Source organism: Streptomyces sp. NPDC001914 (assembly GCF_042891215.1).
Lineage (GTDB): Bacteria > Actinomycetota > Actinomycetes > Streptomycetales > Streptomycetaceae > Streptomyces.
On record NZ_JBIASW010000005.1, the window covers coordinates 547101 to 570717 of the forward strand.

At 73.6% G+C, this 23617-nt stretch carries 22 protein-coding genes; 11 read left to right on the forward strand and 11 right to left on the reverse strand.

Annotated elements, in window-relative coordinates:
- Positions 1–22 precede the first annotated feature (22 nt).
- Positions 23–628 (forward strand): GTP cyclohydrolase I FolE, encoded by a 606-nt coding sequence (gene folE / locus ACFYYF_RS18000; protein ID WP_361684797.1) that lies wholly within the window; start codon positions 23–25, stop codon positions 626–628.
- 199 nt (positions 629–827) lie between these two features.
- Here folE and ACFYYF_RS18005 read toward each other — a convergent pair whose 3' ends face one another.
- From ACFYYF_RS18005 to ACFYYF_RS18030, 6 genes are all read right to left on the reverse strand, one after another.
- A complete protein-coding gene (locus ACFYYF_RS18005; protein ID WP_361684795.1) occupies positions 828–1316 on the reverse strand; it encodes a DUF3180 domain-containing protein in 489 nt (162 codons plus the stop codon).
- Positions 1317–1388: 72 nt separating this feature from the next.
- Complete coding sequence (gene folK / locus ACFYYF_RS18010) at positions 1389–2000, reverse strand: 2-amino-4-hydroxy-6-hydroxymethyldihydropteridine diphosphokinase (RefSeq protein WP_361684793.1); 612 nt, start codon at positions 1998–2000, stop codon at positions 1389–1391.
- Positions 1997–2356: a dihydroneopterin aldolase gene (gene folB, locus ACFYYF_RS18015; protein WP_361684791.1), complete on the reverse strand. Its 360-nt coding sequence runs from the start codon at positions 2354–2356 to the stop codon at positions 1997–1999. Before folB ends, folK begins: the two co-directional genes overlap by 4 nt.
- A 245-nt stretch (positions 2357–2601) precedes the next feature.
- On the reverse strand, positions 2602–3096 hold the full coding sequence (locus tag ACFYYF_RS18020; RefSeq protein WP_361684789.1) for a nuclear transport factor 2 family protein: 495 nt from the start codon (positions 3094–3096) through the stop codon (positions 2602–2604).
- Entirely contained in the window at positions 3093–4004 is a 912-nt protein-coding gene (folP, locus tag ACFYYF_RS18025) for a dihydropteroate synthase (protein ID WP_388776648.1), read from the reverse strand. The genes ACFYYF_RS18020 and folP overlap by 4 nt, the downstream gene beginning before the upstream one ends.
- A gap of 121 nt (positions 4005–4125) precedes the next feature.
- Positions 4126–5931 carry a phosphatidylglycerol lysyltransferase domain-containing protein gene (locus ACFYYF_RS18030; RefSeq protein WP_388776651.1) on the reverse strand — a complete coding sequence of 602 codons (1806 nt, stop codon included), beginning with the start codon at positions 5929–5931 and terminating at the stop codon, positions 4126–4128.
- Positions 5932–6154: 223 nt separating this feature from the next.
- Here ACFYYF_RS18030 and ACFYYF_RS18035 point away from each other — a divergent pair, with 223 nt between their 5' ends.
- Positions 6155–7285: an alpha/beta hydrolase-fold protein gene (locus tag ACFYYF_RS18035; protein ID WP_388776654.1), complete on the forward strand. Its 1131-nt coding sequence runs from the start codon at positions 6155–6157 to the stop codon at positions 7283–7285.
- Positions 7286–7613: 328 nt separating this feature from the next.
- Entirely contained in the window at positions 7614–9380 is a 1767-nt protein-coding gene (locus ACFYYF_RS18040; RefSeq protein WP_388776657.1) for a hypothetical protein, read from the forward strand.
- A 149-nt stretch (positions 9381–9529) separates the two neighbouring features.
- Here the strand turns inward: ACFYYF_RS18040 and ACFYYF_RS18045 are convergent, their stop codons facing one another.
- Together ACFYYF_RS18045 and ACFYYF_RS18050 are read right to left on the reverse strand one after the other, a co-directional pair.
- A complete protein-coding gene (locus tag ACFYYF_RS18045) occupies positions 9530–10810 on the reverse strand; it encodes a PH domain-containing protein (protein WP_388776784.1) in 1281 nt (426 codons plus the stop codon).
- A gap of 104 nt (positions 10811–10914) precedes the next feature.
- Entirely contained in the window at positions 10915–11418 is a 504-nt protein-coding gene (locus ACFYYF_RS18050) for a PH domain-containing protein (RefSeq protein WP_388776659.1), read from the reverse strand.
- A gap of 31 nt (positions 11419–11449) precedes the next feature.
- Between ACFYYF_RS18050 and ACFYYF_RS18055 the strand changes: the two genes are divergently transcribed.
- Positions 11450–12601, forward strand: coding sequence for an NADH-quinone oxidoreductase subunit D (locus tag ACFYYF_RS18055; protein ID WP_388776662.1), 1152 nt, complete (start codon positions 11450–11452; stop codon positions 12599–12601).
- Here ACFYYF_RS18055 and ACFYYF_RS18060 read toward each other — a convergent pair.
- Positions 12566–13699, reverse strand: coding sequence for an SAM-dependent methyltransferase (locus ACFYYF_RS18060; RefSeq protein ID WP_388776665.1), 1134 nt, complete (start codon positions 13697–13699; stop codon positions 12566–12568). The genes ACFYYF_RS18055 and ACFYYF_RS18060 overlap by 36 nt on opposite strands.
- Before the next feature lie 151 nt (positions 13700–13850).
- On the opposite strand from ACFYYF_RS18060, the gene ACFYYF_RS18065 reads away from it, so the two are divergent.
- The 3 genes from ACFYYF_RS18065 to ACFYYF_RS18075 are packed head-to-tail and all read left to right on the forward strand — an operon-like array spanning position 13851 to position 16452.
- Complete coding sequence (locus ACFYYF_RS18065) at positions 13851–15056, forward strand: sensor histidine kinase (RefSeq protein ID WP_361684773.1); 1206 nt, start codon at positions 13851–13853, stop codon at positions 15054–15056.
- A gap of 52 nt (positions 15057–15108) precedes the next feature.
- Positions 15109–15780, forward strand: coding sequence for a response regulator transcription factor (locus ACFYYF_RS18070; RefSeq protein WP_361684771.1), 672 nt, complete (start codon positions 15109–15111; stop codon positions 15778–15780).
- 39 nt (positions 15781–15819) lie between these two features.
- Positions 15820–16452 carry an AAA family ATPase gene (locus ACFYYF_RS18075; protein ID WP_388776671.1) on the forward strand — a complete coding sequence of 211 codons (633 nt, stop codon included), beginning with the start codon at positions 15820–15822 and terminating at the stop codon, positions 16450–16452.
- A gap of 363 nt (positions 16453–16815) precedes the next feature.
- Here the strand turns inward: ACFYYF_RS18075 and ACFYYF_RS18080 are convergent, their stop codons facing one another.
- Positions 16816–17925: a DUF5937 family protein gene (locus tag ACFYYF_RS18080; RefSeq protein ID WP_361684767.1), complete on the reverse strand. Its 1110-nt coding sequence runs from the start codon at positions 17923–17925 to the stop codon at positions 16816–16818.
- Positions 17926–18082: 157 nt separating this feature from the next.
- Between ACFYYF_RS18080 and ACFYYF_RS18085 the strand changes: the two genes are divergently transcribed.
- The gene (locus ACFYYF_RS18085) at positions 18083–18292 is read left to right on the forward strand and encodes a hypothetical protein (RefSeq protein WP_365479636.1); all 210 of its coding nucleotides are present in this window, start codon (positions 18083–18085) and stop codon (positions 18290–18292) included.
- 119 nt (positions 18293–18411) lie between these two features.
- Here the strand turns inward: ACFYYF_RS18085 and ACFYYF_RS18090 are convergent, their stop codons facing one another.
- The gene (locus tag ACFYYF_RS18090; RefSeq protein WP_388776674.1) at positions 18412–19707 is read right to left on the reverse strand and encodes a threonine aldolase family protein; all 1296 of its coding nucleotides are present in this window, start codon (positions 19705–19707) and stop codon (positions 18412–18414) included.
- A gap of 219 nt (positions 19708–19926) precedes the next feature.
- On the opposite strand from ACFYYF_RS18090, the gene ACFYYF_RS18095 reads away from it, so the two are divergent.
- From ACFYYF_RS18095 to ACFYYF_RS18105, 3 genes are read left to right on the forward strand one after another with little or no spacing between them, the layout of a single operon-like run.
- The gene (locus ACFYYF_RS18095) at positions 19927–20865 is read left to right on the forward strand and encodes a Rossmann-like and DUF2520 domain-containing protein (RefSeq protein ID WP_388776676.1); all 939 of its coding nucleotides are present in this window, start codon (positions 19927–19929) and stop codon (positions 20863–20865) included.
- A complete protein-coding gene (gene panC / locus ACFYYF_RS18100; protein ID WP_388776678.1) occupies positions 20862–21854 on the forward strand; it encodes a pantoate--beta-alanine ligase in 993 nt (330 codons plus the stop codon). The genes ACFYYF_RS18095 and panC overlap by 4 nt, the downstream gene beginning before the upstream one ends.
- Positions 21851–23617 carry an L-aspartate oxidase gene (locus ACFYYF_RS18105; RefSeq protein WP_388776681.1) on the forward strand — a complete coding sequence of 589 codons (1767 nt, stop codon included), beginning with the start codon at positions 21851–21853 and terminating at the stop codon, positions 23615–23617. The genes panC and ACFYYF_RS18105 overlap by 4 nt, the downstream gene beginning before the upstream one ends.

The following is a 23617-nucleotide window of genomic DNA, read 5'->3' on the forward strand; positions in this document are numbered from 1 at the left end:
GCTCCACAGGAACGAGGACCAGATGACCGACCCCGTGACGCTGGACGGCGAGGGCGAGATCGGCGAGTTCGACGAGAAGCGCGCCGAGAACGCCGTACGAGAGCTCCTGATCGCGGTCGGCGAGGACCCGGACCGAGAGGGCCTGCGGGAGACTCCGGCGCGGGTGGCGCGGGCGTACAAGGAGATATTCGCGGGCCTGCTGCAGCGGCCCGAGGACGTGCTGACCACGACGTTCGACCTGGGCCACGACGAGATGGTCCTCGTGAAGGACATCGAGGTGTTCAGCACGTGTGAACATCATCTTGTCCCGTTCAGGGGTGTCGCGCACGTCGGCTACATCCCGTCCACGAGCGGCAAGATCACCGGCCTGTCGAAGCTGGCCCGTCTCGTCGACGTCTACGCGCGGCGCCCCCAGGTCCAGGAGCGGCTGACGACGCAGATCGCGGACTCGCTGATGGAGATCCTGGAGCCGCGCGGCGTGATCGTGGTCGTCGAGTGCGAGCACATGTGCATGTCCATGCGGGGCATCCGCAAGCCCGGCGCGAAGACCATCACGTCGGCGGTGCGCGGACAGCTGCGGGACGCCGCGACCCGCAACGAGGCGATGAGCCTCATCATGGCCCGCTAGCCGCCGCTAGCCGCCGCTAGCCGCCGCTAGCCCTGCTGGACTCGCTAGAACCCTGCTGGGCGCCGCTAGCCCCCGCTGGCCCCTGCTGGACTGCTAGGACCCCGCTAGGCGCCCCGCCAGGACTCCGCTGCACCCTGCTGGACCCGCTAGACCCTGCTGGACCTCACCAGACCCCGCCGGACCTCGCGCCCCGGTGCCGCTACGCCACCGGGGCCGTGCCGCCCCGGTGTTCGTCGTCGTCCTCGGGGAGCTTGCAGACGCGTTCCAGGAAGAAGGCGGCCGCTATCACGCCGATTCCGGCGAGGACGGAGAAGCCGGCGTAGATCGCCTGGTCACGGCGGGCGGAGTCCTCCAGCCAGCCCAGGAGGAACACGCCGGTGCCGCCGTACATGCCCGCCACCAGGGCGGCCACCAGGGCGCTCGCCTGGCCGAAGACGACCGCGCGGGCGGCCATCAGCGGATCGACCCCCTTGGCGCCGGGACGGCGCTCGCGCTGGGCCTTGAGGCGGGAGCGCAGCGACAGGGCCGTCGCGAGGAGGACGATCGCGATCAGGGCGAGGACGATGGGGGCGGCCAGCGGGACCCGGGGCAGCGTGCCCACCGCGTTCCACAGGCGGGCGCCCGCCCAGGACAGCACTCCGGCCACCACGAAGACGGCAGCCAGTGTCCTGATCCGCAGCTCTTTCACGTTGCCCCTTCGATAGCCGCGTGCGGCCGGGGCCCGTGTCGGGCCGGCCAGTGGTCGTCTTGACCTTAACGACTACTCGGGCAGCCGGAGTTCCAGGTCGCCGCGGGCCGCGACACCCTCCCGGGTGAGGGAGTCGAGGAGCCCGGCGACGGCGCCGCGGCCGGGGAGCTGCGCCTCGGGATCCACGTCGTGCCAGGGGGCGAGGACGAAGGCCCGCTCGTGCGCCCGCGGGTGAGGGAGGGTCAGGACCGGGTCGTCCGAGACGACATCGGCGTACGCCACGATGTCCACGTCGATCGTCCGCGGGCCCCAGCGCTCGTCCCGTACGCGGTGGAACGCCTCCTCGACGGCGTGGGCCCGCTCCAGGAGCGAGGACGGCGGGAGCGTGGTCCTGAGCACCACGACCGCGTTGAAGTACGAGGGCTGGCTGCCCGGCTCGACACCCCACGGCTCGGTCTCGTAGACGGGCGAGACGGCCTTGACCCGGACGCCCGGGGTGTCCTCCAGGGCGTCGACGGCACCCTGGAGGTTCTCCAGGCGGTTGCCCAGGTTCGAGCCGAGGGAGATCACCGCGCGCTTGGGGTTGCTCAGCGTCGTGTCGGCGGCGTCGACCTGTTCGACCACGGAGGCGGGCACCGGCTGGACGGTCGGGTCGCTCTGACCCTCGGTGAAGGACGTGGTCATACTCGGCTCCGGATGATCGTGACGGTCACGTCGTCGAAGGGGACCGTGATCGGCGCGTCCGGTTTGTGGACGCAGACCTCGACCTCCTGGACGCCGTCGTGCTTGAGACATGTCCGGGCGATCCGCTCGGCGAGCGTCTCGATGAGGTCGACCGGCTCGCCCTCGACGACGGCGACGACCTCTTCCGCCACGACGCCGTAGTGCACGGTCTTCGCCAGGTCGTCGTCGGCCGCGGCCGGGCGGGTGTCCAGGCCCAGCGTCAGGTCCACGATGAAGGTCTGGCCCTCCTCGCGCTCCTTCTCGAAGACGCCGTGGTGCCCGCGGGCCTTGAGGCCGCGCAGCGCGACACGATCCACGCGAATCACTCCTGCAATTGTCGGTGAGGGCCGTCATGCGCCGAGTGCGGTCGGCGCACGGGCCTCGAACGAATCTACCTGCGGGCACTGACAACGCCCGCCCACGGGGACGGGTGCCCCGGTGGGGCCACAAGGCTTCACCGGGCGTTTCCCCTGGGGAACGCGGCGGCTCACGGGTTGGTAGCCGCCCCTACCCCGGACCGGCGATTCCAATCACCTTTCCGTGCCGGGGGGCCTTATCCCACTCAACCGGCGGTGTCCTCGTCCTCTTCCTCACCGGACTCGGCCAGCACCGGGGAGGCGTGGTGGGACCAGAGCTTCCAGCCGTCGTCGGTGCGGCGGAACACGTTCGTGGCGACGACGAGCTGGCCCACGAGCGGGCCGAGCTCGTCGCTGTCGTCCGGGGCGGGACCGCCGCTGAGGATGTTCTCGGTGCAGGTCACCAGGGCCGTGTCGCCGGACACGGACACGCGCACATCGGTGAGGAAGAACTGGATGTACTCCGTGTTCGCCATGATCAGCGCGTACGAGCGGAGCACGGCGCCGCGGCCGTTCAGGACGGGCCAGCCGGGGTGGACGCAGGACACGACCGCGCCGGCACCCTCGAAGTCGTCGTCGGACGTGTCCAGCGGGGCCAGCCACAGCGAGGTCAGTTCCTCGAAGTCACCCCGTTCCATCGCCTCGTAGTACGCCGTGTTGGCGCGTTCGACCTGCTCGACGTCGGTACGCGGTGTGCTCACCGGGCTCCCTCTGCGGCCGGACCGCCCGTGGTGTCCGCGGCCCCGCCGGTCCGGGCGCCCTCGACGGCGCGCGCGACCCGTACGGCGTCGGCGGTGGCCCGTACCTCGTGCACGCGGACCGCCCAGGCGCCCTGCTGGGCGGCTATCGCGGAGACGGCGGCGGTGGCGGCGTCGCGCTCGCGCGCGGGCGGCGGGGCGCCCTCGGGGCCGGCCAGGACACGGCCGAGGAAACGCTTGCGGGAGGCGGCGACCAGCAGGGGATGGCCGAGGGCGCGGAGGCGGTCGAGATGGGCGAGCAGGGCCAGATCGTGCTCGGGGTCCTTGGAGAAGCCGAGCCCGGGGTCGACGACGACGCGGTCGGGGGCGATGCCGCCCGCCAGGACGGCCTCCACGCGCGCGCGGAGTTCGTCGAGGACTTCGGTGACGACATCCTCGTAGGACCCCTGGACGTTCCCCCCGGCCAGGAAGCCGCGCCAGTGCATGACCACGAAGGGGGCGCCCGCGGCCGCCACGGCCGGGATCATGGCGGGGTCGGCGAGGCCGCCGCTGACGTCGTTGACGAGGGCGGCGCCCGCGGCGAGCGACTGCTCGGCGACGGAGGCGCGCATCGTGTCCACGGAGACGGTGACGCCCTCGGAGGCGAGGCCGCGGACAACAGGGATGACCCGTTTGAGCTCCTCGGCCTCGTCCACGCGCGTGGCGCCGGGGCGGGTGGACTCGCCGCCCACGTCCACGAGGTCGGCGCCCTCGGCGACCAGGCCGAGGCCGTGCTTGACCGCGGCCGTCGTGTCGAACCAGCGGCCGCCGTCGGAGAAGGAATCGGGGGTGACGTTCACGACCCCCATGACCGCGCAGCGGTCCCACGTCGGCAGTCCCGCGACTCGGCCGCGCCCGCGCTCGATACTCATACGTCCAGCCTAGGCCCCCCGGGGGAGGCGTCAGCGCCCCTTGACGGCCCCCGTCGCCTCCGCCGGTCCCGCGTTCCCGGCCAGGGCCCGTCGGACAGGCCTAGAGCCCGTCGGACAGGCCCTAGGCCGCCCTGACCCCCCGTTCCGGCACCGCGTGGGCGCAGGGGCGCGGGGACGGTGCGCGGCGGCGCAGGATCCGGGGCAGCGCGAGGTTCACGAAGCCCTCGGCCTGCATGGCGGCGAAACCGATGCGGGGGAGGTCGCGGGAGGAGGCGTAGACCACGAAGCGCGGCTCCCAGCGCGGGCGGAACTTGGCGTTGAACTTGTACAGCGACTCGATCTGGAACCAGCGCGACAGGAACACGAGCAGTCCGCGCCAGGCGCGCAGCACGGGTCCGGCGCCGATCTTCTCGCCGCGTGCGAGCGCCGAGCGGAACATCGCGAAGTTGAGCGAGATCCGCTCGATGCCGAGGCGGGGTGCCGCCTGGAGCGCGGCCACGATGAGGAGTTCGTTCATGCCGGGGTCGGCGGCGCGGTCGCGGCGCATGAGGTCGAGCGACACGCCGTCCGTGCCCCAGGGGACGAAGTGCAGGACGGCCTTCAGATCGCCGTACGGGCCGGGCGGATCGTCGGCCTTGTGCGCCGTGGCGATCAGACAGTCGCCGTCGGACGGGTCACCGATCCGGCCGAGCGCCATGGAGAAGCCGCGTTCGGTGTCGGTGCCGCGCCAGTCCTCCGCCGCGCGCCGTATCCGCTCCAGCTCGCCTTCGCCCAGGTCACGGATGCGCCGTACCCGGGTCTCGTAGCCGGCTCGTTCGATGCGCTTGACCATCTGGCGCACGTTTCGCATCGCGCGCCCGGACAGGGAGAAATCCGCGGCGTCCACCACCGCCTCGTCGCCGAGTTCGAGGGCGTCGAGGCCGGTCTCGCGCGTCCAGACCTCGCCGCCCGTCTCGGAGCAGCCCATGACGGCGGGCGTCCAGGAGTGCGCCCTGGCCTCGTCCATGAAGCGCTCGATCGCGCCGGGCCAGGCCTCCACGTCGCCGATGGGGTCACCGCTGGCGAGCATCACCCCGGAGACGACCCGGTAGGTGACCGCCGCCTTGCCGCTGGGCGAGAAGACGACCGCCTTGTCGCGGCGGAGCGCGAAGTGGCCGAGGGAGTCGCGGCCCCCGTGCCGCTCCAGGAGGGCGCGCAGCCGGGTCTCGTCGTCCTCGGTGAGACGGGCTGCGGGATGCTCGGGGCGGAAGGCCAGGTAGACGGTGGTGACGGCGGTGAGCCAGCCGAGCGCGCCGAGGGAGAAGGCGACGGTCCAGGAGGTGGGTCCGGCGTAGTCGACGGGGCCCTCGAAGCCGACCAGGCCGTACAGGACGTGACTGATGCGGTCGGCCAGGCTCGGGTCGCCGATCATGCGGTCTTCGTGGACGCTGACGATGACGAGTCCGAGGACGAGGGAACCGGCGCCCATGAGAACGAAGTTGGCCAGCGCGCGCCAGCGGCTGCGTGGATCGGGCAGCGCGGCGAACTCGTCGCGGTGGCGCAGCAGCGGCAGGAGCAGCGCGGCGGAGATGACGACACCGATCACCGAGTGGCGGTACGCGAACTGCGCGGCGGCCCCCGCGGGCAGCAGCAGCACCGCGGCGCGCCACGCCCGGCGCTTGCGGCGCCGCAGCCCGTGGGCGAGCAGCAGCAGGAGCACGCCGGCGCTGAGCGACAGCGCCGCGGCGAAGGGCCCGAACGAGCCGGGCAGCACCTCGGCCATGGCGTGCATACGGCTGTGACGGAAGCGCGGGAAGACTCCCGCGGCGACGTCCAGGAGACCCACGAGTGTGCAGGCCCTGGCGATCAGGGCGGGGACGGCCTCCGGGCTCGGACCGCGGAGCACGCGCCGCGTCCGGCCTGCACGGCTCGGAACCCCACCCGACATTTCCCCATCTACCCTGACAGACATCGCATCCCGTGGTTCCGCGAGAGACCTTGAATCCGGTGCCATTCCGGCATCCGGCGACATTGCGCCCTCTAGGACGGTGTCTTGGGGAGACAGGTTCACTCCCTTCCGGAAAGCCGGTTCAAAAGGCAAGGAAAGTCCAGGGCAAGGCCTCGCCAATGGGCGGGACGGACCCGGACGGAAAGCGCAGGCGGTGCACCCCATGGGTCTCACGAGCAACACGACGCTGGCGGTGGTGATCCTGCTCGCCGTACTGCTTTTCGTCGGCACGGTGTGGTGGTGGCCCCGCCTCGCCAGGCGTACCTGGCGGTCCGTCAGCGGGCGTGTCGGGCTGCTGCTGGTCACCCAGGTGATGCTGTTCGCCTCGATCGGGCTGTTCGCCAACCAGGCGTTCGGGTTCTACGCGAGCTGGGCGGACCTCCTCGGCCGGGAGCGGGGCGAGGGTGTGGTCGTCGACCACGACGGGGCGAGCGGCCCGGGCGGCGGGCCCCTCGAGGTCGTGGACACCGAGCAGGTCGCCGTCCACGGCGGTGCGCGGCCGCAGACCGGCGGCCAGCTCCAGAAGATCGACATCATCGGCCGTACGACCCGGATCGCCACACCGGCGTACGTCTATCTGCCGCCGGAGTACTTCCAGCCGCGCTACCGCACCCGTACGTTCCCGGCGGTCACCGTGCTGACCGGCTATCCCGGCACGGCCAAGGCGCTCGTCAAGGCCCTGCATTTCCCGCAGACGGCGAATCGTTTGGTCAAGGAGGGCAGGAGCCAGCCGATGATCCTGGTGATGCTGCGGCCGACCGTCGCCCCGCCGCGGGACACCGAGTGCGTGGACATCCCCGGCGGTCCGCAGACCGAGTCCTTCTTCGCCAAGGACCTGCCCGAGGCGGTGTCGGCGCACTACCGGGTGGGCGGAAATCCCCGGAGCTGGGGCATCATCGGCGACTCGACGGGCGGGTACTGCGCGCTGAAACTCGCCGTGCACCACCCCGGGGTGTACGCGGCGGGGGCCGGCCTGTCGCCGTACTACAAGGCGCCGATCGACCGTACGACGGGCGACCTCTTCCGGGGCGACAAGGTCCTGCGCGACAGCGCCGATCTGCGCTGGTACCTGAGGAACAGGCCCGCTCCGGACACCTCGCTCCTCGTCACGAGCAGCAGGGCGGGCGAATCCAACTACAGGGACACGCTCGACTTCATAGAGCTCGTGAAATCGAAGAAGCCGACCAGGATCTCGTCGATCATCCTCGACAGCGGCGGCCACAACTTCAACACCTGGCGGCGGGAGATCCCGGGTGCCCTCCAGTGGCTCAGCGGGCGCCTGAGCGACCGCTGAGCCCGGCCGGGCCGGCCCCGGCCGCCGCCCGGCCGCCCAAGCCCTGTCCGCCCTGGGGCGGGTCAGCGCGCCCCGTGGACGAATGGGGTTGTCCGGCACCGGGAAATGCCGTCCCCGGCGGAATACCGCACCCCTGGAGATGACGATTGGGGAACTGTCCGGAGCCCGTGCAATTGATCGCCCGGCCGGTGCGATCGGGGGCGGGACGGGCTTTGTGGGACAAGCGGTGTGCCCTGTAGGCGCTTGGTACAGGACAAAGCCTCGGGGGACACTGTGTTTTTACCGGGCGGGGCACCAAGATTCGCCTACGCGCGGTAAGTTTCTGGCCATGCCACGTGGACGCCACCGCCATTCCCCGCCCTTGCACAGGGTGCTGCCTTCTTCGGCGATCGCCGGTGTGTCGCTCGTCTGCGCCATAGGGCCCTGGCTGTTCACGGACGCGTTCGCGCTCCGTGTGCTGGCCGCGGGTGCCGCGGCGACGGCGGTCGTCAGCGCGGTCGTCCTGCGCCGCTGGGACACCGCGGCGGGCAAACGGGTCGCCGACCTCACGCGCGCGCGGGCGAGCGACGAGTGGCGTCATGAGGAGCGGGTCGCCGAACTGGAGACCGACCTCGACGAGTCGCGCGAGCTGCGCGCCAAGCTGGAGCAGAAGCTGCGCGCCAAGCGCACCGAGCTGGCCGGCCTGCGCAACGAGCACGCGGCGCTGCTGCGGCGGTACGCCACGGCCGAGACCGAGCGCGCCACCGCCCTGGAGGGGCGCCGCAAGCTCGCCATAGAGGCCGCGGTGCCGGCGCGGGCGCTGCCGGCCGCGCGGACGGCTCCGGACGAGATCGAGACCCCGGACGAGACCGAGGCTCAGAACGCCTCCGCGCCCGACTCGGACGCCACTCCGGACTCCCCGGACTCCGTGGACTCCGTGGACACCTCTGTGGCGGTGGACGCGCCGGAGACGCCCGAGGAGGACGAGGCGGACGGGATCGACGGGACGGACGAGACGTCGGAGGGACCGGACGCGTCCGAGGGTCCGGCACCGTCCGAGGCGTCCGGGAAGCCGGCACCGTCCGAGGGTCCCGGGAGCGGGGCGCCCGCGTCCACGAGCGGTGCGGATGCCATCGAGGCCTTCATGGCCCCCGACGACGACCCGGTCTCCCCGGAGGCCGAGGACGACGCGGACGCGGACGCGAAGGCGGAGACCGGTTCAGGGACCGACGGGTCCCCCGAGGTGTTCTCCCCGGCCGGGTCGTCGCTCTTCCTGCGGGCCGGAGCGGCACTGAGCCGGATAACGGGCGACGCCCCGCAGACGGAGGGCGCCGGCGCCGGGACGGCTTCGACGTCCGTGGCGCTCGCGCTGCCGGACGCGGACCGCGACGCCGGCACCGGCGCCGCCGAGGCTTCCGCGCCCCGCGCGGCGATCGCCGGGTCCCTGACCGACATGCCCGCTCCGGGCGGGTCCGCGCTGGACGCGGCCGTCCAGCGGGACGCGGCGGCACGGAAGCGCGCCGCGCTGCAGAAGGGCGCGGCCGCCACCAAGGAGCCGGCCGCGAACGGCGAGGCCGCCCCGAAGGGCGCTCCGGCCACCGAGGCGGGTCCGTCCGCGGACTCCGCCGCGGAGGCGGGTGGGGCGCAGGGGAAGCCCGAGGCGGCCCGCGAGCATCAGCGCGCGGCCGCCGACGCCGAGTCGCCGGCCGTCGCGCCCGACAGGGCCCGCCGGGCCGTGACGGCGCCTCCGGCGCGGGCGGCGCTTCCGCCCGCCAAGTCCGCCCAGCGCTCCGGGCACTTCACGGTGCCGACCGCGGTGGCCGTGGTCCCGCAGTCCGCGCCGGTGCGGCGCCCCTCGGTCGAGGGAGGGTTCGACTTCTTCGGTACGCAGAAGGAGGCGCCCGACGCCGCCGCGGTGGAGGCCGTGCAGAACGAGGACCTCGCCGACGTGGTCGGCCAGGAGGCGCTCGCCGTGCACGAGGCCGAGGCCGGCGCGTCACGGACCGAGCCCGCGGGCGAGGCCGCGGACGGTGCCGGCCGCCAGGTCATCGACCTGACCGAGCACGACGAGACCGAGCACATCGACATGACGGGACTGCGGAGCGCCGCTTCCTGATCCACGGCCCGCCGAGCGGGCCGGAACGGGTGAACGCGTGAGGGCGGTGGCACCGGGCCACCGCCCTCACGCGTTCCCGTCCCCGACGCGTTCCCGTCCCCGACGCGTTCCCGTCCCCGACGCGTTCCCGTCCCCCGGACCCGGGCGGTTCAGGCCATCCAGCGGTCCGGCCGGGCCTCCCGGCGGCCCGTGCGGGAGCGGTCCGCCTGCGCCTGCAGGAGCGCCGCGGCCTCGTCGGCGTCCCGCAGCCGCGCCGTCACGGTCCGGCCGGCGCCGGCGTCGATGTGGACGTCGGCGAGCCCCTTGAAGCGCTGCCAGGGTCCCTGTGTCAGCCGGACGCTCTGCGCCTTGGCGTGCGGGACGAGGTGGAGGCGGCGGCGCAGCAGCCCGTGGTGCGCGGCGAACACGGTGCCGGTGACGGCGAGTCCGTACCCGCGCCACCAGAACGGCACGCACCAGCCGGCCCGCCGCGGCGGCCGGTCCAGCGAGGAGGGGACGGTCACGCCGGGCAGCACGGCGGTGATCACGGCCTCGGCGACCTCGCGCGGAGCGACGGGCACGAGGACCGAGTTGGACGACCCGGCCACGTCCAGCTCGACGCGCACCCATCTGCCGCGCCACAGGAGGGGTTCGACGATCCGCACGGTCTGCACGCGTCCGGGCGGCACCGTCTCGTGCGTACGGTCCAGGAGCCCGTGGTCGATGCGCAGGCCGTCGGGCGACTCGCCCACCGTCCAGTCGTACTCGCCGACGAACCGCCCGACGCTGCTCGCGCCCGCCGCGCCGAGCAGGGGCAGTCCGGTCGCGAGGACCGTCCACAGGCTGTGGGTGGCGAACCACAGCAGCGTCGGCACGACGACCGCGGCGACCAGGGAGGCCCAGGTGGCACCGGTGAGGAGCAGGGAGACGGCGAGGGCGGCGGGCGGGACGTGCAGCAGCCGCCGGACCGGCGCCTCGCCGACCTCGCGGGCGGACTCGGGCGCGAACCCGGCGGCGCGGGCGAGGAGTTCGGCACGCAGCCGGCGGGCCTCGCCCTCGCCCAGATAGGCCAGCTCGTCCTTCTGGTCGGCCCCGACGACGTCGAGCTTGAGCTTCGCGACGCCCGCGACGCGGGCCAGCAGCGGCTGGGTGATGTCGACGGCCTGGAGGCGTTCCAGCCGGATGTGCGCGGTGCGGCGGAACACCAGGCCCGTACGGATGCGCAGTTCGGTGTCGGTCACCGCGAAGTGGGTGAACCACCAGCTCAGGAAGCCGTAGAGCGCGGCGCCCGGGACCACCACCGCGAGCCCCAGGAGCAGCGCGGTGGTCGTGAGCCGGGAGACCTGCTCCTGCGCCTGGCCCGGGTCGTGGACGGCCCAGCCGGCGAGGACGGCGACCGGCGCCCAGGCCCGCCGGAACGGGGTCACCGGGTGCAGCCGCCGCTCGGACAGCGGCTCCTTCGGTACGGAAGCGCCGTCGCCCGGAGCGGCCGTCGCGCCGGGGAGGGCGCCGGACGCGCCGGACGGGGGCCCCGAGGAGTCCGGGGAGGCCGTGCTCACAGGCCCGCCGACCGGGCCTCGCCCAGTTCGGTCAGCCGGTCCCGCAGCCGCTCGGCCTCGGCCGGGTCGAGCCCCGGGATGCACGCGTCGGTGGCCGCGGCGGCCGTGTGGAGCTGCACGCTGGCGAGCCCGAAGTGGCGCTCCAGGGGCCCGGAGGTCACCTCGACGAGTTGCATGCGCCCGTACGGCACCACGGTCTCCTCACGCCACAGCACCCCCCGGCTGATCAGCAGGTCGTCCGCGCGTTCCGCGTACCGCCAGGAGCGCCAGTTGCGCCCCAGCATGGGCCAGCCCCACGCGGCGAGGGCGAGCGGCAGCAGGGCGAAGGCCGCCCAGCCAGGACCGGCGAACAGGGCGAGCAGCAGGCCGGTGGCGATCGTCAGGAGCCCCAGCCACACCACCAGCAACAGCCGTCGCATCCGCAGCAGCCCCGGAGGCAGTCCGGTCCAGACCGGCTCCCCCGGCACGCTCTCCTCGGTCCGCGCGCTCCCCGTCTCCATGGAGCAAGCGTACGTACGAGAGACTGTGGCCATGACTCCCACGACGGAGACCATGGTCGGCATCGGCGGCGCGGCCGAGAGCACCGACATGGTGCTCAACATCGGCCCCCAGCACCCTTCGACCCATGGCGTGCTGCGACTGCGGCTCGTACTCGACGGCGAGCGGATCCAGCACGCGGAGCCGGTCATCGGCTACATGCACCGCGGTGCCGAGAAGCTCTTCGAGGCGCGCGACTACCGCCAGATCATCATGCTCGCCAACCGCCACGACTGGCTGTCGGCCTTCTCGAACGAGCTGGGTGTCGTCCTCGCCGTGGAGCGGATGCTCGGCATGGAGGTCCCCGCGCGCGCGGTGTGGACGCGCACGCTGCTCGCGGAGCTCAACCGGGTCCTCAACCACCTGATGTTCCTCGGCTCCTACCCCCTGGAGCTGGGCGGGATCACGCCGATCTTCTACGCCTTCACGGAGCGCGAGGAGCTCCAGCACGTCATGGAGGAGATCTCCGGCGGGCGCATGCACTACATGTTCAACCGCGTCGGCGGGCTCAAGGAGGACCTTCCGGCCGGATGGGCCGGCCGCGCGCGTGCCTGCGTCGCCGCCCTGCGCGCGCGGATGGGCGTGTACGACGACCTGGTGCTCGGCAACGAGATCTTCCGGGGGCGAACCCGCGGTGTCGGCGTGCTCACCGCGGGGGCCGTGCACGCGTACGGGGTGAGCGGCCCCATCGCGCGCGCCTCCGGCGTCGACTTCGACCTGCGCCGCGACGAGCCCTACCTCGCCTACGGGGACCTCCAGGACACCCTGAAGGTCGTCACGCGCGAGGAGGGCGACTGCCTGGCGCGCTTCGAGTGCCTTCTGGAGCAGACGCACAACTCCCTCGACCTCGCGGACGCCTGTCTGGACCGGCTGGCCGAGCTGCCGCCCGGCCCGGTCAACCAGCGTCTGCCGAAGGTCCTGAAGGCGCCCGAGGGACACACGTACGCCTGGACCGAGAACCCCCTCGGCATCAACGGCTACTACCTCGTCAGCAAGGGCGAGAAGACCCCGTACCGGCTGAAGCTGCGGTCCGCGTCCTTCAACAACATCCAGGCGCTCACCGAACTGCTGCCCGGGACGCTGGTCGCCGACATGGTGGCGATCCTCGGGTCACTGTTCTTCGTGGTCGGGGACATCGACAAGTAGGGCCTCGCGCAGGACGGCGTCGGGGGAGTCGCGGAGCCCGTCGGGGAAGCCGACGGGCTGGAGCAGCCAGCCGAAGTCGCCCAGCCCGCCCGGCGCGGTGAGTTCCGCCGCCTGCCCGGCTCCCGCGAGGGCGCGCACATAGCCGGCGGGGTCCGTGGACGCGAGGGCGAGCGGGGGGCGGGCGCCGCTCACGCCCAGCGCTCGCAGCGCCGCGCGCTGGGTCACCACGCGGCCCCCGGGCAGCGCGCACGCGTCGAGCGCCACATGCGCGGTGATGTCGCACGAGCCGTCCGGCACCGGTGCCGTCCCGCGCCCCTCCCGGAAGCCGGTGAGGGTCCCGAAGGGCGGCCGTGCGCCCGCGAAGTGCGCGTAGTCGGCGGCGACGGCGAGCCCCCGGTCGAGCGCGGCCACGGCGGAGGCCCAGGCGAGGTCCCGGGGAACCCCGATCTCGGCCCGCGCGCCCCCGGCGGACACCAGGGGCGCCCCGGAGGCCGCGTCCGCCCCCGGTGGGTGGGGTGCTTCCGGTGCTCGCGCCGCGGGGCCGTCCTCCGGCCGGGGCCACCACCAGGTCCGCAGCCACCGGGCGTCCTCGCCGGTGACCGGCTCTCCCAGGCGTTCGGTTCCGTCGGCGCGGACGAGGACCCTCCGCGGCGTTCCGTCCGGGCCGATCTCGGCGACGTCCACGGGCACGTTGTCCAGCCACTCGTTGGCGAACAGCAGCCCGGTGACCCCCTTCGGCGGCTCGCCGAGCCACGAGATCCGCCGGTCCAGGCCGTCCGGCCGGTCCGCACGCTCGACGGCGTACGCGCGCACCCGCCCGGCCACATCGGCGGGGAGGGCGGCCAGGACGCCGGTCACCAGCTCGCCGCGGCCGGCCGCCATGTCGACGAAGGCGAGCGGGTCCGGGCGGCCGAGCGCCGCGTCGAGACGGCACAGCAGGCGCGCCACGGCGCCCGCGAACAGCGGGGAGGCGTGCACCGAGGTCCGGAAGTGCCCCGCCGGTCCCTCGGGCCGGCGATAGAAACCGCGGGGCCCGTACAGCGCCTCCTCCGTCGCCTCGCGCCATCCACGCCACTCACCCGCCGCCGCACCGTCCACCGGCCCAGGCTAGGCCACGCCCCAGGGCCTCTCAGGCCGCTTCCCGGTGCCCCGGAGCGGGGGGCATCCACCTTGGGGAGTACGAGGAGCGGTCCCGGATCGGTCCTCCGGTTGACCCGGGCACACCGCACGCCTTTCTACTCTGGGTTACGTGCAGCGCCTCTATGACCTTCTCCGCAGGTACCCGACATGGGTCGACAGCTTCTGGGCCGTCGCCCTGCTCGGGATCTCCCTGGTGAGCATCAGCAACGTCAACGGCGCCGCGGAGGGGCCGCGGTCGACCGCCGTGGCGGTCCCCATCGCGCTCGCGCTGAGCACGGTCGTCGCGCTGCGCCGCCGCATGCCCGAGAAGATGCTGCTCCTGGCCGTGGCCGCGGGCCTCGCACAGCTCGTCCTGGACGTCCCCTCGGCGCCCGAGGACTTCGCGATGCTGGTGATCATCTACACGGTCGCCGCGAACGGAGCCCGCTGGGCCTCCCGGCTCGCGCTGATCGGCGGCCTGTGCGCGGGCACCGTCGCGCAGCTCCGCTGGCCCGCCACCGAGGCCAGCGGGCCCGGCGGCGTCTTCATAGCGATCTTCCAGACGGTCCCGTTCGCGCTCGCCTGGGTGCTCGGCGACTCGATCCGCACCCGCCGCGCCTACCTCGCGCAGCTGGAGGAGCGCGCCGCCCGCCTGGAGAAGGAGCGCGAGGCGCAGGCCAAGGTCGCGGTCGCCGCCGAGCGCGCCCGGATCGCGCGCGAGCTGCACGACGTCGTCGCGCACAACGTCTCGGTGATGGTGGTTCAGGCCGACGGCGCCGCGTACGTCATGGACACCGCCCCGGAGCAGGCCAGGAAGGCGCTGGAGACCATCTCGGGGACCGGCAGGCAGGCCCTCGCCGAGATGCGCCGGCTGCTCGGCGTGCTGCGCACCGGCGAGCACCAGGAGGTCGGCGAGTACGTGCCGCAGCCCGACGTCGAACAGCTCGACGACCTCATCGAGCAGTGCCGCACCTCGGGCCTGCCCGTCGACTTCAAGGTGGAGGGCACCCCGCGCCCGCTGCCCAGCGGCGTGGAGCTCACGGCGTACCGCATCGTGCAGGAGGCGCTGACCAACACCCGCAAGCACGGAGGCCCGAACGCGGGCGCGAGCGTGCGTCTGGTCTACTTCGACGACGGCCTCGGTCTGCTCGTCGAGGACGACGGCAAGGGAGCCCCCCACGAGCTGTACGAGGAGGGCGGCGCCGACGGGCAGGGCCACGGCCTGATCGGCATGCGGGAGCGCGTCGGCATGGTCGGCGGCACCCTGGACGCGGGGCCGCGGCCCGGCGGGGGTTTCCGCATCAGCGCCCTGCTGCCGCTCAAAGCGGCCCATTGACACCTGTACACACCCGACCCCCCAACGATCCTGACGAAGTGAAAGGCCCCCGATGGCGATCCGCGTGATGCTCGTCGACGACCAGGTGCTGCTGCGCACCGGCTTCCGGATGGTGCTCGCCGCCCAGCCGGACATGGAGGTCGTGGCCGAGGCGGGCGACGGCGTCGAGGCCCTGCAGGTGCTGGCCGCCACCGAGGTCGACGTGGTCCTCATGGACGTCCGCATGCCGAAGCTCGACGGCGTGGAGACCACCCGCCGCATCTGCTCCGACCCGAACCCGCCGAAGGTGCTGATCCTGACCACCTTCGACCTCGACGAGTACGCGTTCTCCGGACTGAAGGCGGGCGCCTCCGGCTTCATGCTCAAGGACGTGCCGCCGGGCGAACTGCTCGCCGCCATCCGTTCCGTGCACAGCGGCGACGCCGTGGTCGCGCCGTCCACCACCCGGCGGCTGCTCGACCGGTTCGCGCCGCTGCTGCCCAACGCCGGCAAGGAGCCCCAGCACAAGGGCCTCGAACGGCTCACCGAGCGCGAGCGCGAGGTCATGATCCTCGTCGCGCAGGGCCTGTCCAACGGGGAGATCGCGGCTCGTCTCGTCCTCTCGGAGGCCACCGTGAAGACCCACGTCGGGCGCATCCTCACCAAGCTGGGCCTGCGCGACCGGGTCCAGGTGGTCGTCCTCGCCTACGAGACGGGACTCGTCCGCGCGGGCGGCCTCGGCTGACGTGACCGGGACGTGACCGGCGCGCACTAGGGTCTGCGCATGCTCCTGTGGATCAACGGGCCCTTCGGGGGCGGCAAGACACAGACCGCACACGAGATCCGGCGCCGGCTGCCCGGCAGCGTCATCTGCGACCCCGAACACGCCGGCTTCGGCCTGCACCGCATGCTGCCGCCCGAACTCCGCGGGGACTTCCAGGACTTGGTGTCCTGGCGGCGGGGTGTGGTCGAGGTGCTGGACCTCGCGCTCGGCAAGCGGGACGGTGTCGTCATCGCCCCCATGACGATCACGAACCCCGTGTACTTCGCGGAGACGGTCGGGCTGCTGCGTGAACGGGGCCACGACGTACGGCACTTCACGCTGCTCGCCGAGCGCGAGACCGTCCTGCGGCGGCTGCGCGAACGCGGCTTCGGGCATTTCGTGGGCCATGTCGCCGGGAAGAACGCCCCGTTGCGGCGCGAGAGCTGGGCCGTGGGGCGGCTCGACCACTGCCTGGAGCGGCTGAGGGAGCCGGAGTTCGCCGAGCACCTCTGGACCGACGAGACCACGGTCGCCAGGACCGCCGACCGGATAGCCGTCCTCGCGGGGCTGACGCTCGCGCCGAACCGTGACGGTGCCCTGCGCGGACGCCTGCGGCGGGCACGCACGAGCGTGCGCCACATCCGCCTCGACTGACCGGCCCCCGGGCCAGCGCCACCACCGTCTCTCGCCCCCTCCGCCCCTACCCGTCCCGTGCCTGGGGCTCCGCCCCAGACCCCGCTCCTCAATCGCCGGAGGGGCTGGACTTTTGCTGGCCGGGGCTGGATGTTCCCGGCAGGGGTTGGAAGCTTCGTCGGCCGGAGCTGGATTTTGCCCCACGCCCGAAACGTTGCCCGTGCGGACGGATCTCGCACCCGCAGTCGGGATCCGGCGGAAGGGGACGTGCCGGTACATCGGTGGCCGTCGCCACTAACGGTCACTTCTCTGCCCGACAGCGGCGGCCTGATGCACCGGCGCGGCCCCGACCCACCCACCGGACCGAACCCGGGGCGGCGCACCTCAGCGCAGGATCCCCTCCAGGAAGTCGCTGCCCAGCCGGGCCACCACACCGACGTCCAGCTGATGCAGCACATAGCGCCCGCGCCGCCGCGTGGTGATCAGACCCGCCTTCTTGAGCACGCTCAGATGCCGGGATATCTCCGGCGCGGTCATGCCGTGCACCTGGGCGAGCTCGCCGGTGGTGTACGCGCTGCGGGCCAGGTGACGGCAGATCCGCATCCGGACCGGGTGCGACAGGGCGGCCATCCGCAGGGTGAGCTGCTCGACGGAAGGCGGAGCGGCGAGTTCGGGGGAGCTGACCGGGTAGTGCAGCACCGGCTGCCACCGATAGCGGTGCAGCACCATCAGGTGCGGACGGCCGAGGCTGGTGGGGACCAGCAGCAGACCGCCGTCCGCCGTGACCCTCGTGTTCCCCTCGGTCAGCTTGTCGACGGTGATGATCCGCGCCGCCTCGTCCAGGGACAGGGCGGAGGAGACGGACGCCAGCGCCTCGGACAGTCCCTTGTGCCGCAGCAGGTCCGTCTTGTGGCGGGCCTCCGCGGCCAGCGGGTGGCGCAGCCGGGACCAGGTCTCGGCGAAGAATGCCTCGTCGCAGTCCTCCAGGAACTGCCGCAGCCAGGCCCGCACGCCCGGCGGGTCCACCAGCAGCCGCTCCGTGAACCGCGTCTGCTGCGGTCCCCGCGAGGCGGCCAGATCCACGGCGCGGCGCCGCACCTCGGGATCGGAGAGGGCGTGCGGCCCTTCGGTCCCGTAGGCCAGCGCGCAGGTGAACTCCAGGGCCGCGTCCACGAACTGCTCGTCGGTCAGCTTGTCCAGCAGATCCAGGTCCTCGGCGAGCGTCGCGCCCGGCACCGAGGCCCCGCCCGGCACGCCCGCGCACGGCAGGAACAGGTCCGAGAACGTCGTACGCCACAGGAAGTCCGCCTCGCACATCCGGTCCGCGAGATGGGCGTCGAGCCCGGCGGTCACCCCCGTCGTCCAGCCCTGCAGCCCGGGGTGGTGCCCCGGTTCCGCCAGTGCGTGCAGCGCCATCCCCAGCTCGGCGAGCGGCGAGGGCACGACGGCGACCCGCTCCGGCCGCAGGCCGCCGATGTCGATGTGCACGCTCATGCCCCCATGGTGCACCCCGCCACCGACAGCGGCCGCCGCCGATTGACGACGGCCGTCAATCGGAGCGACAGCCGCTGTGATCAGGCGCAACCTGGGACGACCGGGCAGTTCGCACGGGGCCTTCGGACCCCATCCCTCTCCCGAGAGGCGGTCGGTCATGAGCATCACCCAGCAGTACTTCCTGGACAGCTACCGGTCCTCGCAGCACGGGGAGGCCGCTCCTCCGGCACCCGGCAGCCACGACTGGGAGACCGCGCGCGCGGTGCGTGACCACCGCCGGTTCCGCGCCGTCGTGGCCGGACGTCCGGCCCACGGCCGCCTGCGCGGAGCCCTGACCCGCTGGCTGCACGGGCGGCCGGCCCACTGAGACCCGCAGCGCCCGCCCGGCCCGCCCCGCCCGGACCCCGTGCCGCGCCTTCCAGGATTCGCGTCCTAGGAGAGACCGCACGAGCCCCGGTCCCATGCGGGGCCGCGCGAGCCCCCGTCCTACGAGGCTTTCCGGTCCGGCAGCATGCCCACGAACGCGCGGGCCGCCGCCTTCACGTCCTCCGCCGTCCACTCCAGCCCCGGTTCGGCCACCGTGACCTCGGTGTACGCGAGTCCCGGGCCGCCCCGGTTCCAGCCCTGGGCGAACAGGCCCGTCCCGGTCTCCTCGACCTGCCGCAGCGCCGCGTCCCCGAGGACGTCCGGGTCGTACGGCAGCCAGACCTGGAACTGGTGGGTGTGCGGCTCCTCCGGGTGGACACGGACCCAGGGGACCCCCGCCTCGGTGAAGCCCTCGCGCAGGGCGCCGGCCACCACGCGCGCGTGGGCGACGTACTCCGGCAGCCGGGGCAGCTCCCGCTCCAGGCCGATCAGCGCCGACAGGACGGTCGGGAACTGCTGGATGATCATGCCGCCGTACCGGTGCCGCCAGGTCTTCGCCTCGTCGACGAGCGTCCTCGGTCCCGCGACGGCGGCACCGCCGAACCCGCCGAGCGACTTGTAGAACGAGACGTACACGCTGTCCGCGAGACCGGCGATCTCCTCCAGGGAACGGCCGAAGTGCGGGGCGCACTCCCACAGCCGGGCCCCGTCGATGTGGACCACCGCGTCCCGCTCCCGGGCCGCCTCCACGACCTCGGTGAGCTCCTCCCAGGTGGGCAGGACGAAACCGGCGTCCCGCAGAGGCAGCTCCAGCAGCAGCGCGCCGAACGGCTCGGGGAAGTCCCGTACCTCCTCGGCGGTCGGCATCCGGGGCTCGTCCGTCAGACGGACCGGGCGCAGACCGCTGACCTGGCTGAACGCCTGCCGTTCATGGACCTCGGGGTGACTGAGGGCGTGCAGGGCCACGGTCGGGTTCCCGGTGCGGCCCGCCCAGCAGCGCAGGGCGACCTGCTGGGCCATGGTCCCGGTCGGGAAGAAGACCGCCGCCTCCGTGCCCAGCAGTTCGGCGACCCGCTCCTCCAGGGTCTCGACGAGGCCGTCGCCGTACATGTCGACCCGCCCGTCGAGGTCGGACACGTCGCCGGCGCCCTCGTTCAGCCACGCCAGGCGCTCACGGAGCGTCAGCTGGTAGCCGGGCCGCCACAGGACCCGCCCGGCCGCCTTCCAGGCCGCCACGCGCCGCTCGAACCGCTCCTTGGGGGCCAGTCCCGCCGCCCCCTCCCCGCCCTGCCCCGCGGGGTCGCTCCCGCCCTGCCCCGCGAGGCCGCTCCCGCCCTGCCCCGCGAGGCCGCTCCCGCCCCGCTCCGCGGGGTCCGTACCGCTGTCCGCACCGCTTCGTGCCGCCGTATCGCTCATCCCAGGATCATGTCCCGAGCGGACCCGGCCGGTCACCTCCAATTCCGCACGCCGGTGACCTGTGGAAATCCCGGTCACCCGGCCCGGGACCCCGGCGGTGTCGCGGCGCACGGAAACCCACAGCCTGTGGACGGCCGGGCTCCCCCCGGACCAATCGCGTTAACATGACGAGAAATCGTCCGGTACCCCGAGCGGACTGGAACGGAAGGCCGCCGTCGCGTGAGTACGTACCCCCAGCCAGAGCCCAAGGACCGCCCCGCGCGGCTGACCGTCGGCGTCGTCGGCGCCGGCCGCGTCGGACCCGCGCTCGCCGCCGCGCTCCAGCTCGCCGGACACCGCCCGGTGGCCGTCTCCGGTGTCTCCGACGCCTCCAGGCGGCGGGCCGCACAGCTCCTGCCGGACGTCCCGCTGTTGTCCCCGGCCGAGGTCCTCCAGCGCGCCGACCTCGTCCTGCTGACCGTTCCCGACGACGCGCTCCCCGGCCTCGTCGAAGGACTCGCCGAGACGGGCGCCGTCCGCCCGGGACAGCTCCTGGTGCACACCTCCGGACGGTACGGCGCGCGCGTGCTCGACCCGGCCCTCAGGGCGGGCGCGCTGCCGCTGGCCCTGCACCCCGCGATGACCTTCACGGGCACCGCCGTGGACGTCCAGCGGCTCGCCGGATGCTCCTTCGGCGTCACCGCCCCCGAGCAGCTCCGGCTCGCCGCCGAGGCCCTCGTGATCGAGATGGGCGGCGAGCCCGAGTGGATCGCCGAGGAGTCCCGGCCGCTCTACCACGCGGCCCTCGCGCTCGGCGCCAACCACCTGGTGACCCTGGTCGCCGAGTCGATGGAACTGCTGCGCACCGCCGGTGTCGAGGCCCCCGACCGCATGCTCGGCCCGCTCCTCGGCGCCGCCCTGGACAACGCGCTCAGGTCGGGCGACGCGGCCCTGACCGGACCCGTCGCGCGCGGGGACGCGGGCACGGTCGCCGCGCACGTCGCCGAACTGCGCAGGCACGCCCCGGGCACCGTCGCCGGCTATCTGGCGATGGCCCGCGCGACCGCCGACCGCGCGCTCGCCCACGGACTGCTCAAGCCCGAACTCGCCGAGGACCTCCTGGGGGTACTCGCCGCCGGGACGGACGCGACCCAGGGGACCGAGGGAGACACCCGATGACCACCGCCCTGCTGCGCACCGCCGGCGAACTGTCCGCGCGGGCCAGGACCGGCCGCAGAGCCGTCGTGATGACCATGGGCGCCCTCCACGAGGGCCACGCCACCTTGATCCGCACCGCCCGCGAGATCGTCGGCGACGGCGGCGAGGTGGTCGTCACCGTCTTCGTGAACCCCCTCCAGTTCGGCCAGGGCGAGGACCTCGACCGCTACCCCCGCACGCTCGACGCCGACCTGAAGATCGCCGAACAGGCGGGCGCGGACGTCGTGTTCGCGCCGTCCGTCGACGAGGTCTACCCCGGCGGCGAGCCCCAGGTCCGGATCTCCGCGGGACCGATGGGCGAGCGCCTGGAGGGTTCCGTGCGGCCCGGTCACTTCGACGGCATGCTCACCGTCGTCGCCAAGCTGCTGCACCTGACCCGGCCCGACGTGGCCCTGTTCGGCCAGAAGGACGCCCAGCAGCTCGCCCTGATCCGGCGCATGGCACGGGACCTGAACTTCGGCGTGGAGATCACCGGCGTCCCCACCGTGCGCGAGGAGGACGGGCTCGCCCTCTCCAGCCGCAACCGCTACCTCTCGGCCGAGGAGCGGCGCACCGCGCTCGCCCTCTCCCAGGCCCTGTTCGCCGGCCGGGACCGGCACGCCGCCCAGGAGGCACTGCGCGCGCGGGCCCTGGAGGTGCCGGCCACGCGCGAGCGCGCCGAAGCCCTCAGCGCCATAGGCGAGTCCCGGGCCGCGGCCGACGCGCACGCCGTCGCCAAGGCCGTCCCCGGCTGGCCGGGCGGGGTCCGCTCGGCCGCCCGGCTGGTCCTCGACGAGGCGGCCCGCCTGCGGCCGCCGCTGGTCCTGGACTATCTCGCTCTCGTCGACCCGGACGACTTCACCGAGGTCCCGGACGACTTCACCGGCGAGGCGGTCCTCGCCGTCGCCGCCCGGGTCGGGACGACCCGGCTGATCGACAACCTTCCCCTCACCTTCGGAGCCGCCTCGTGACCGGCAAAGGCACAGGTTCAGACACCGCCACCGGAACCGGCATACGCCTGCACGCGCCCGCCCCGGGCTGGGCCCTGAGCGCGGACGTCGTGGTCGTCGGCTCCGGCGTCGCCGGGCTCACCGCCGCCCTGCGCTGCGAGGCCGCGGGGCTGCGGACCGTCGTCGTCACCAAGGCCCGCCTCGACGACGGCTCCACCCGCTGGGCGCAGGGCGGCATCGCCGCCGCGCTCGGCGAGGGCGACACCCCCGAGCAGCACCTGGACGACACCCTGGTCGCGGGCGCGGGCCTGTGCGACGAGGAGGCCGTGCGCATCCTCGTCACCGAGGGCCCGGACGCCGTCCGCCGGCTCATCGCGACCGGCGCCCACTTCGACGAGACCTCCGAGGGCGGCCTCGAACTCACCCGCGAGGGCGGCCACCACCGCCGCCGCATCGCGCACGCGGGCGGCGACGCGACCGGGGCCGAGATCTCCCGGGCCCTCGTCGAGGCGGTCCGCGCGCGCGGCCTGCGCACGGTCGAGAACGCCCTCGTCCTGGACCTCCTGACGGACGCGGAGGGCCGCACCGCGGGTGTGACCCTGCACGTCATGGGAGAGGGCCAGCACGACGGCGTGGGTGCCGTCCACGCCCCCGCCGTGGTCCTCGCGACCGGCGGCATGGGCCAGGTCTACTCCGCGACCACCAACCCGTCCGTCTCCACCGGCGACGGCGTGGCCCTCGCCCTGCGCGCGGGCGCCGAGGTCTCCGACCTCGAATTCGTCCAGTTCCACCCGACCGTGCTCTTCCTCGGCGCCGACGCGGAGGGCCAGCAGCCGCTGGTCTCCGAGGCGGTACGCGGCGAGGGCGCCCACCTGGTCGACGCGGACGGCGTGCGCTTCATGGTCGGACAGCACGAGCTGGCCGAACTGGCGCCCCGGGACATCGTCGCCAAGGGCATCACGCGCCGCATGCTGGAGCAGGACGCCGAGCACATGTTCCTCGACGCCCGGCACTTCGGCGCCGCCATGTGGGAGCACCGCTTCCCCACGATCCTCGCCGCCTGCCGCGCCAACGGCATCGACCCGGTGACCGAGCCCGTCCCGGTCGCCCCGGCCGCCCACTACGCCTCCGGCGGCGTCCGCACCGACGCCCGGGGCCGCACCACGGTCCCCGGCCTGTACGCGTGCGGCGAGGTCGCCTGCACGGGCGTCCACGGCGCCAACCGGCTCGCCTCCAACTCGCTGCTGGAAGGCCTGGTCTACGCCGAGCGGATCGCCGCCGACATCGCGGCGCGCCACGCCGAGGACGGCCTGCACGCACGCGTGCCCCAGCCGGTGCCGCACCCCGAGACGCCCGCGCACCCGCTGCTCGCCCCCGAGACCCGCTTCGCGATCCAGCGGATCATGACGAGCGGCGCCGGAGTGCTGCGCTCCGCCGAGTCCCTCGCCGCCGCGGCGGAACAGCTCCAGCGGCTGCACACCGACGCGCGGGACGCCCTCGACGAGAACGGCAAGACCTCCGAGCCCGGCGTCGACACCTGGGAGGCCACCAACCTTCTGTGCGTGGCCCGCGTCCTGGTCGCCGCCGCCCTGCTGCGCGAGGAGACCCGCGGCTGCCACTGGCGGGAGGACCACGCCGACCGGGACGACGAGTGGCGCCGTCACATCGTCGTACGGCTGAATCCCGACCGGACCCTCGCCGTGCGCACCACCGATACCGCAGACTTCCCCCCGACATCCCGGCAGCCCCACCCGGCGCCCCCGTCCCGTCCCCAGGAGCAGTGA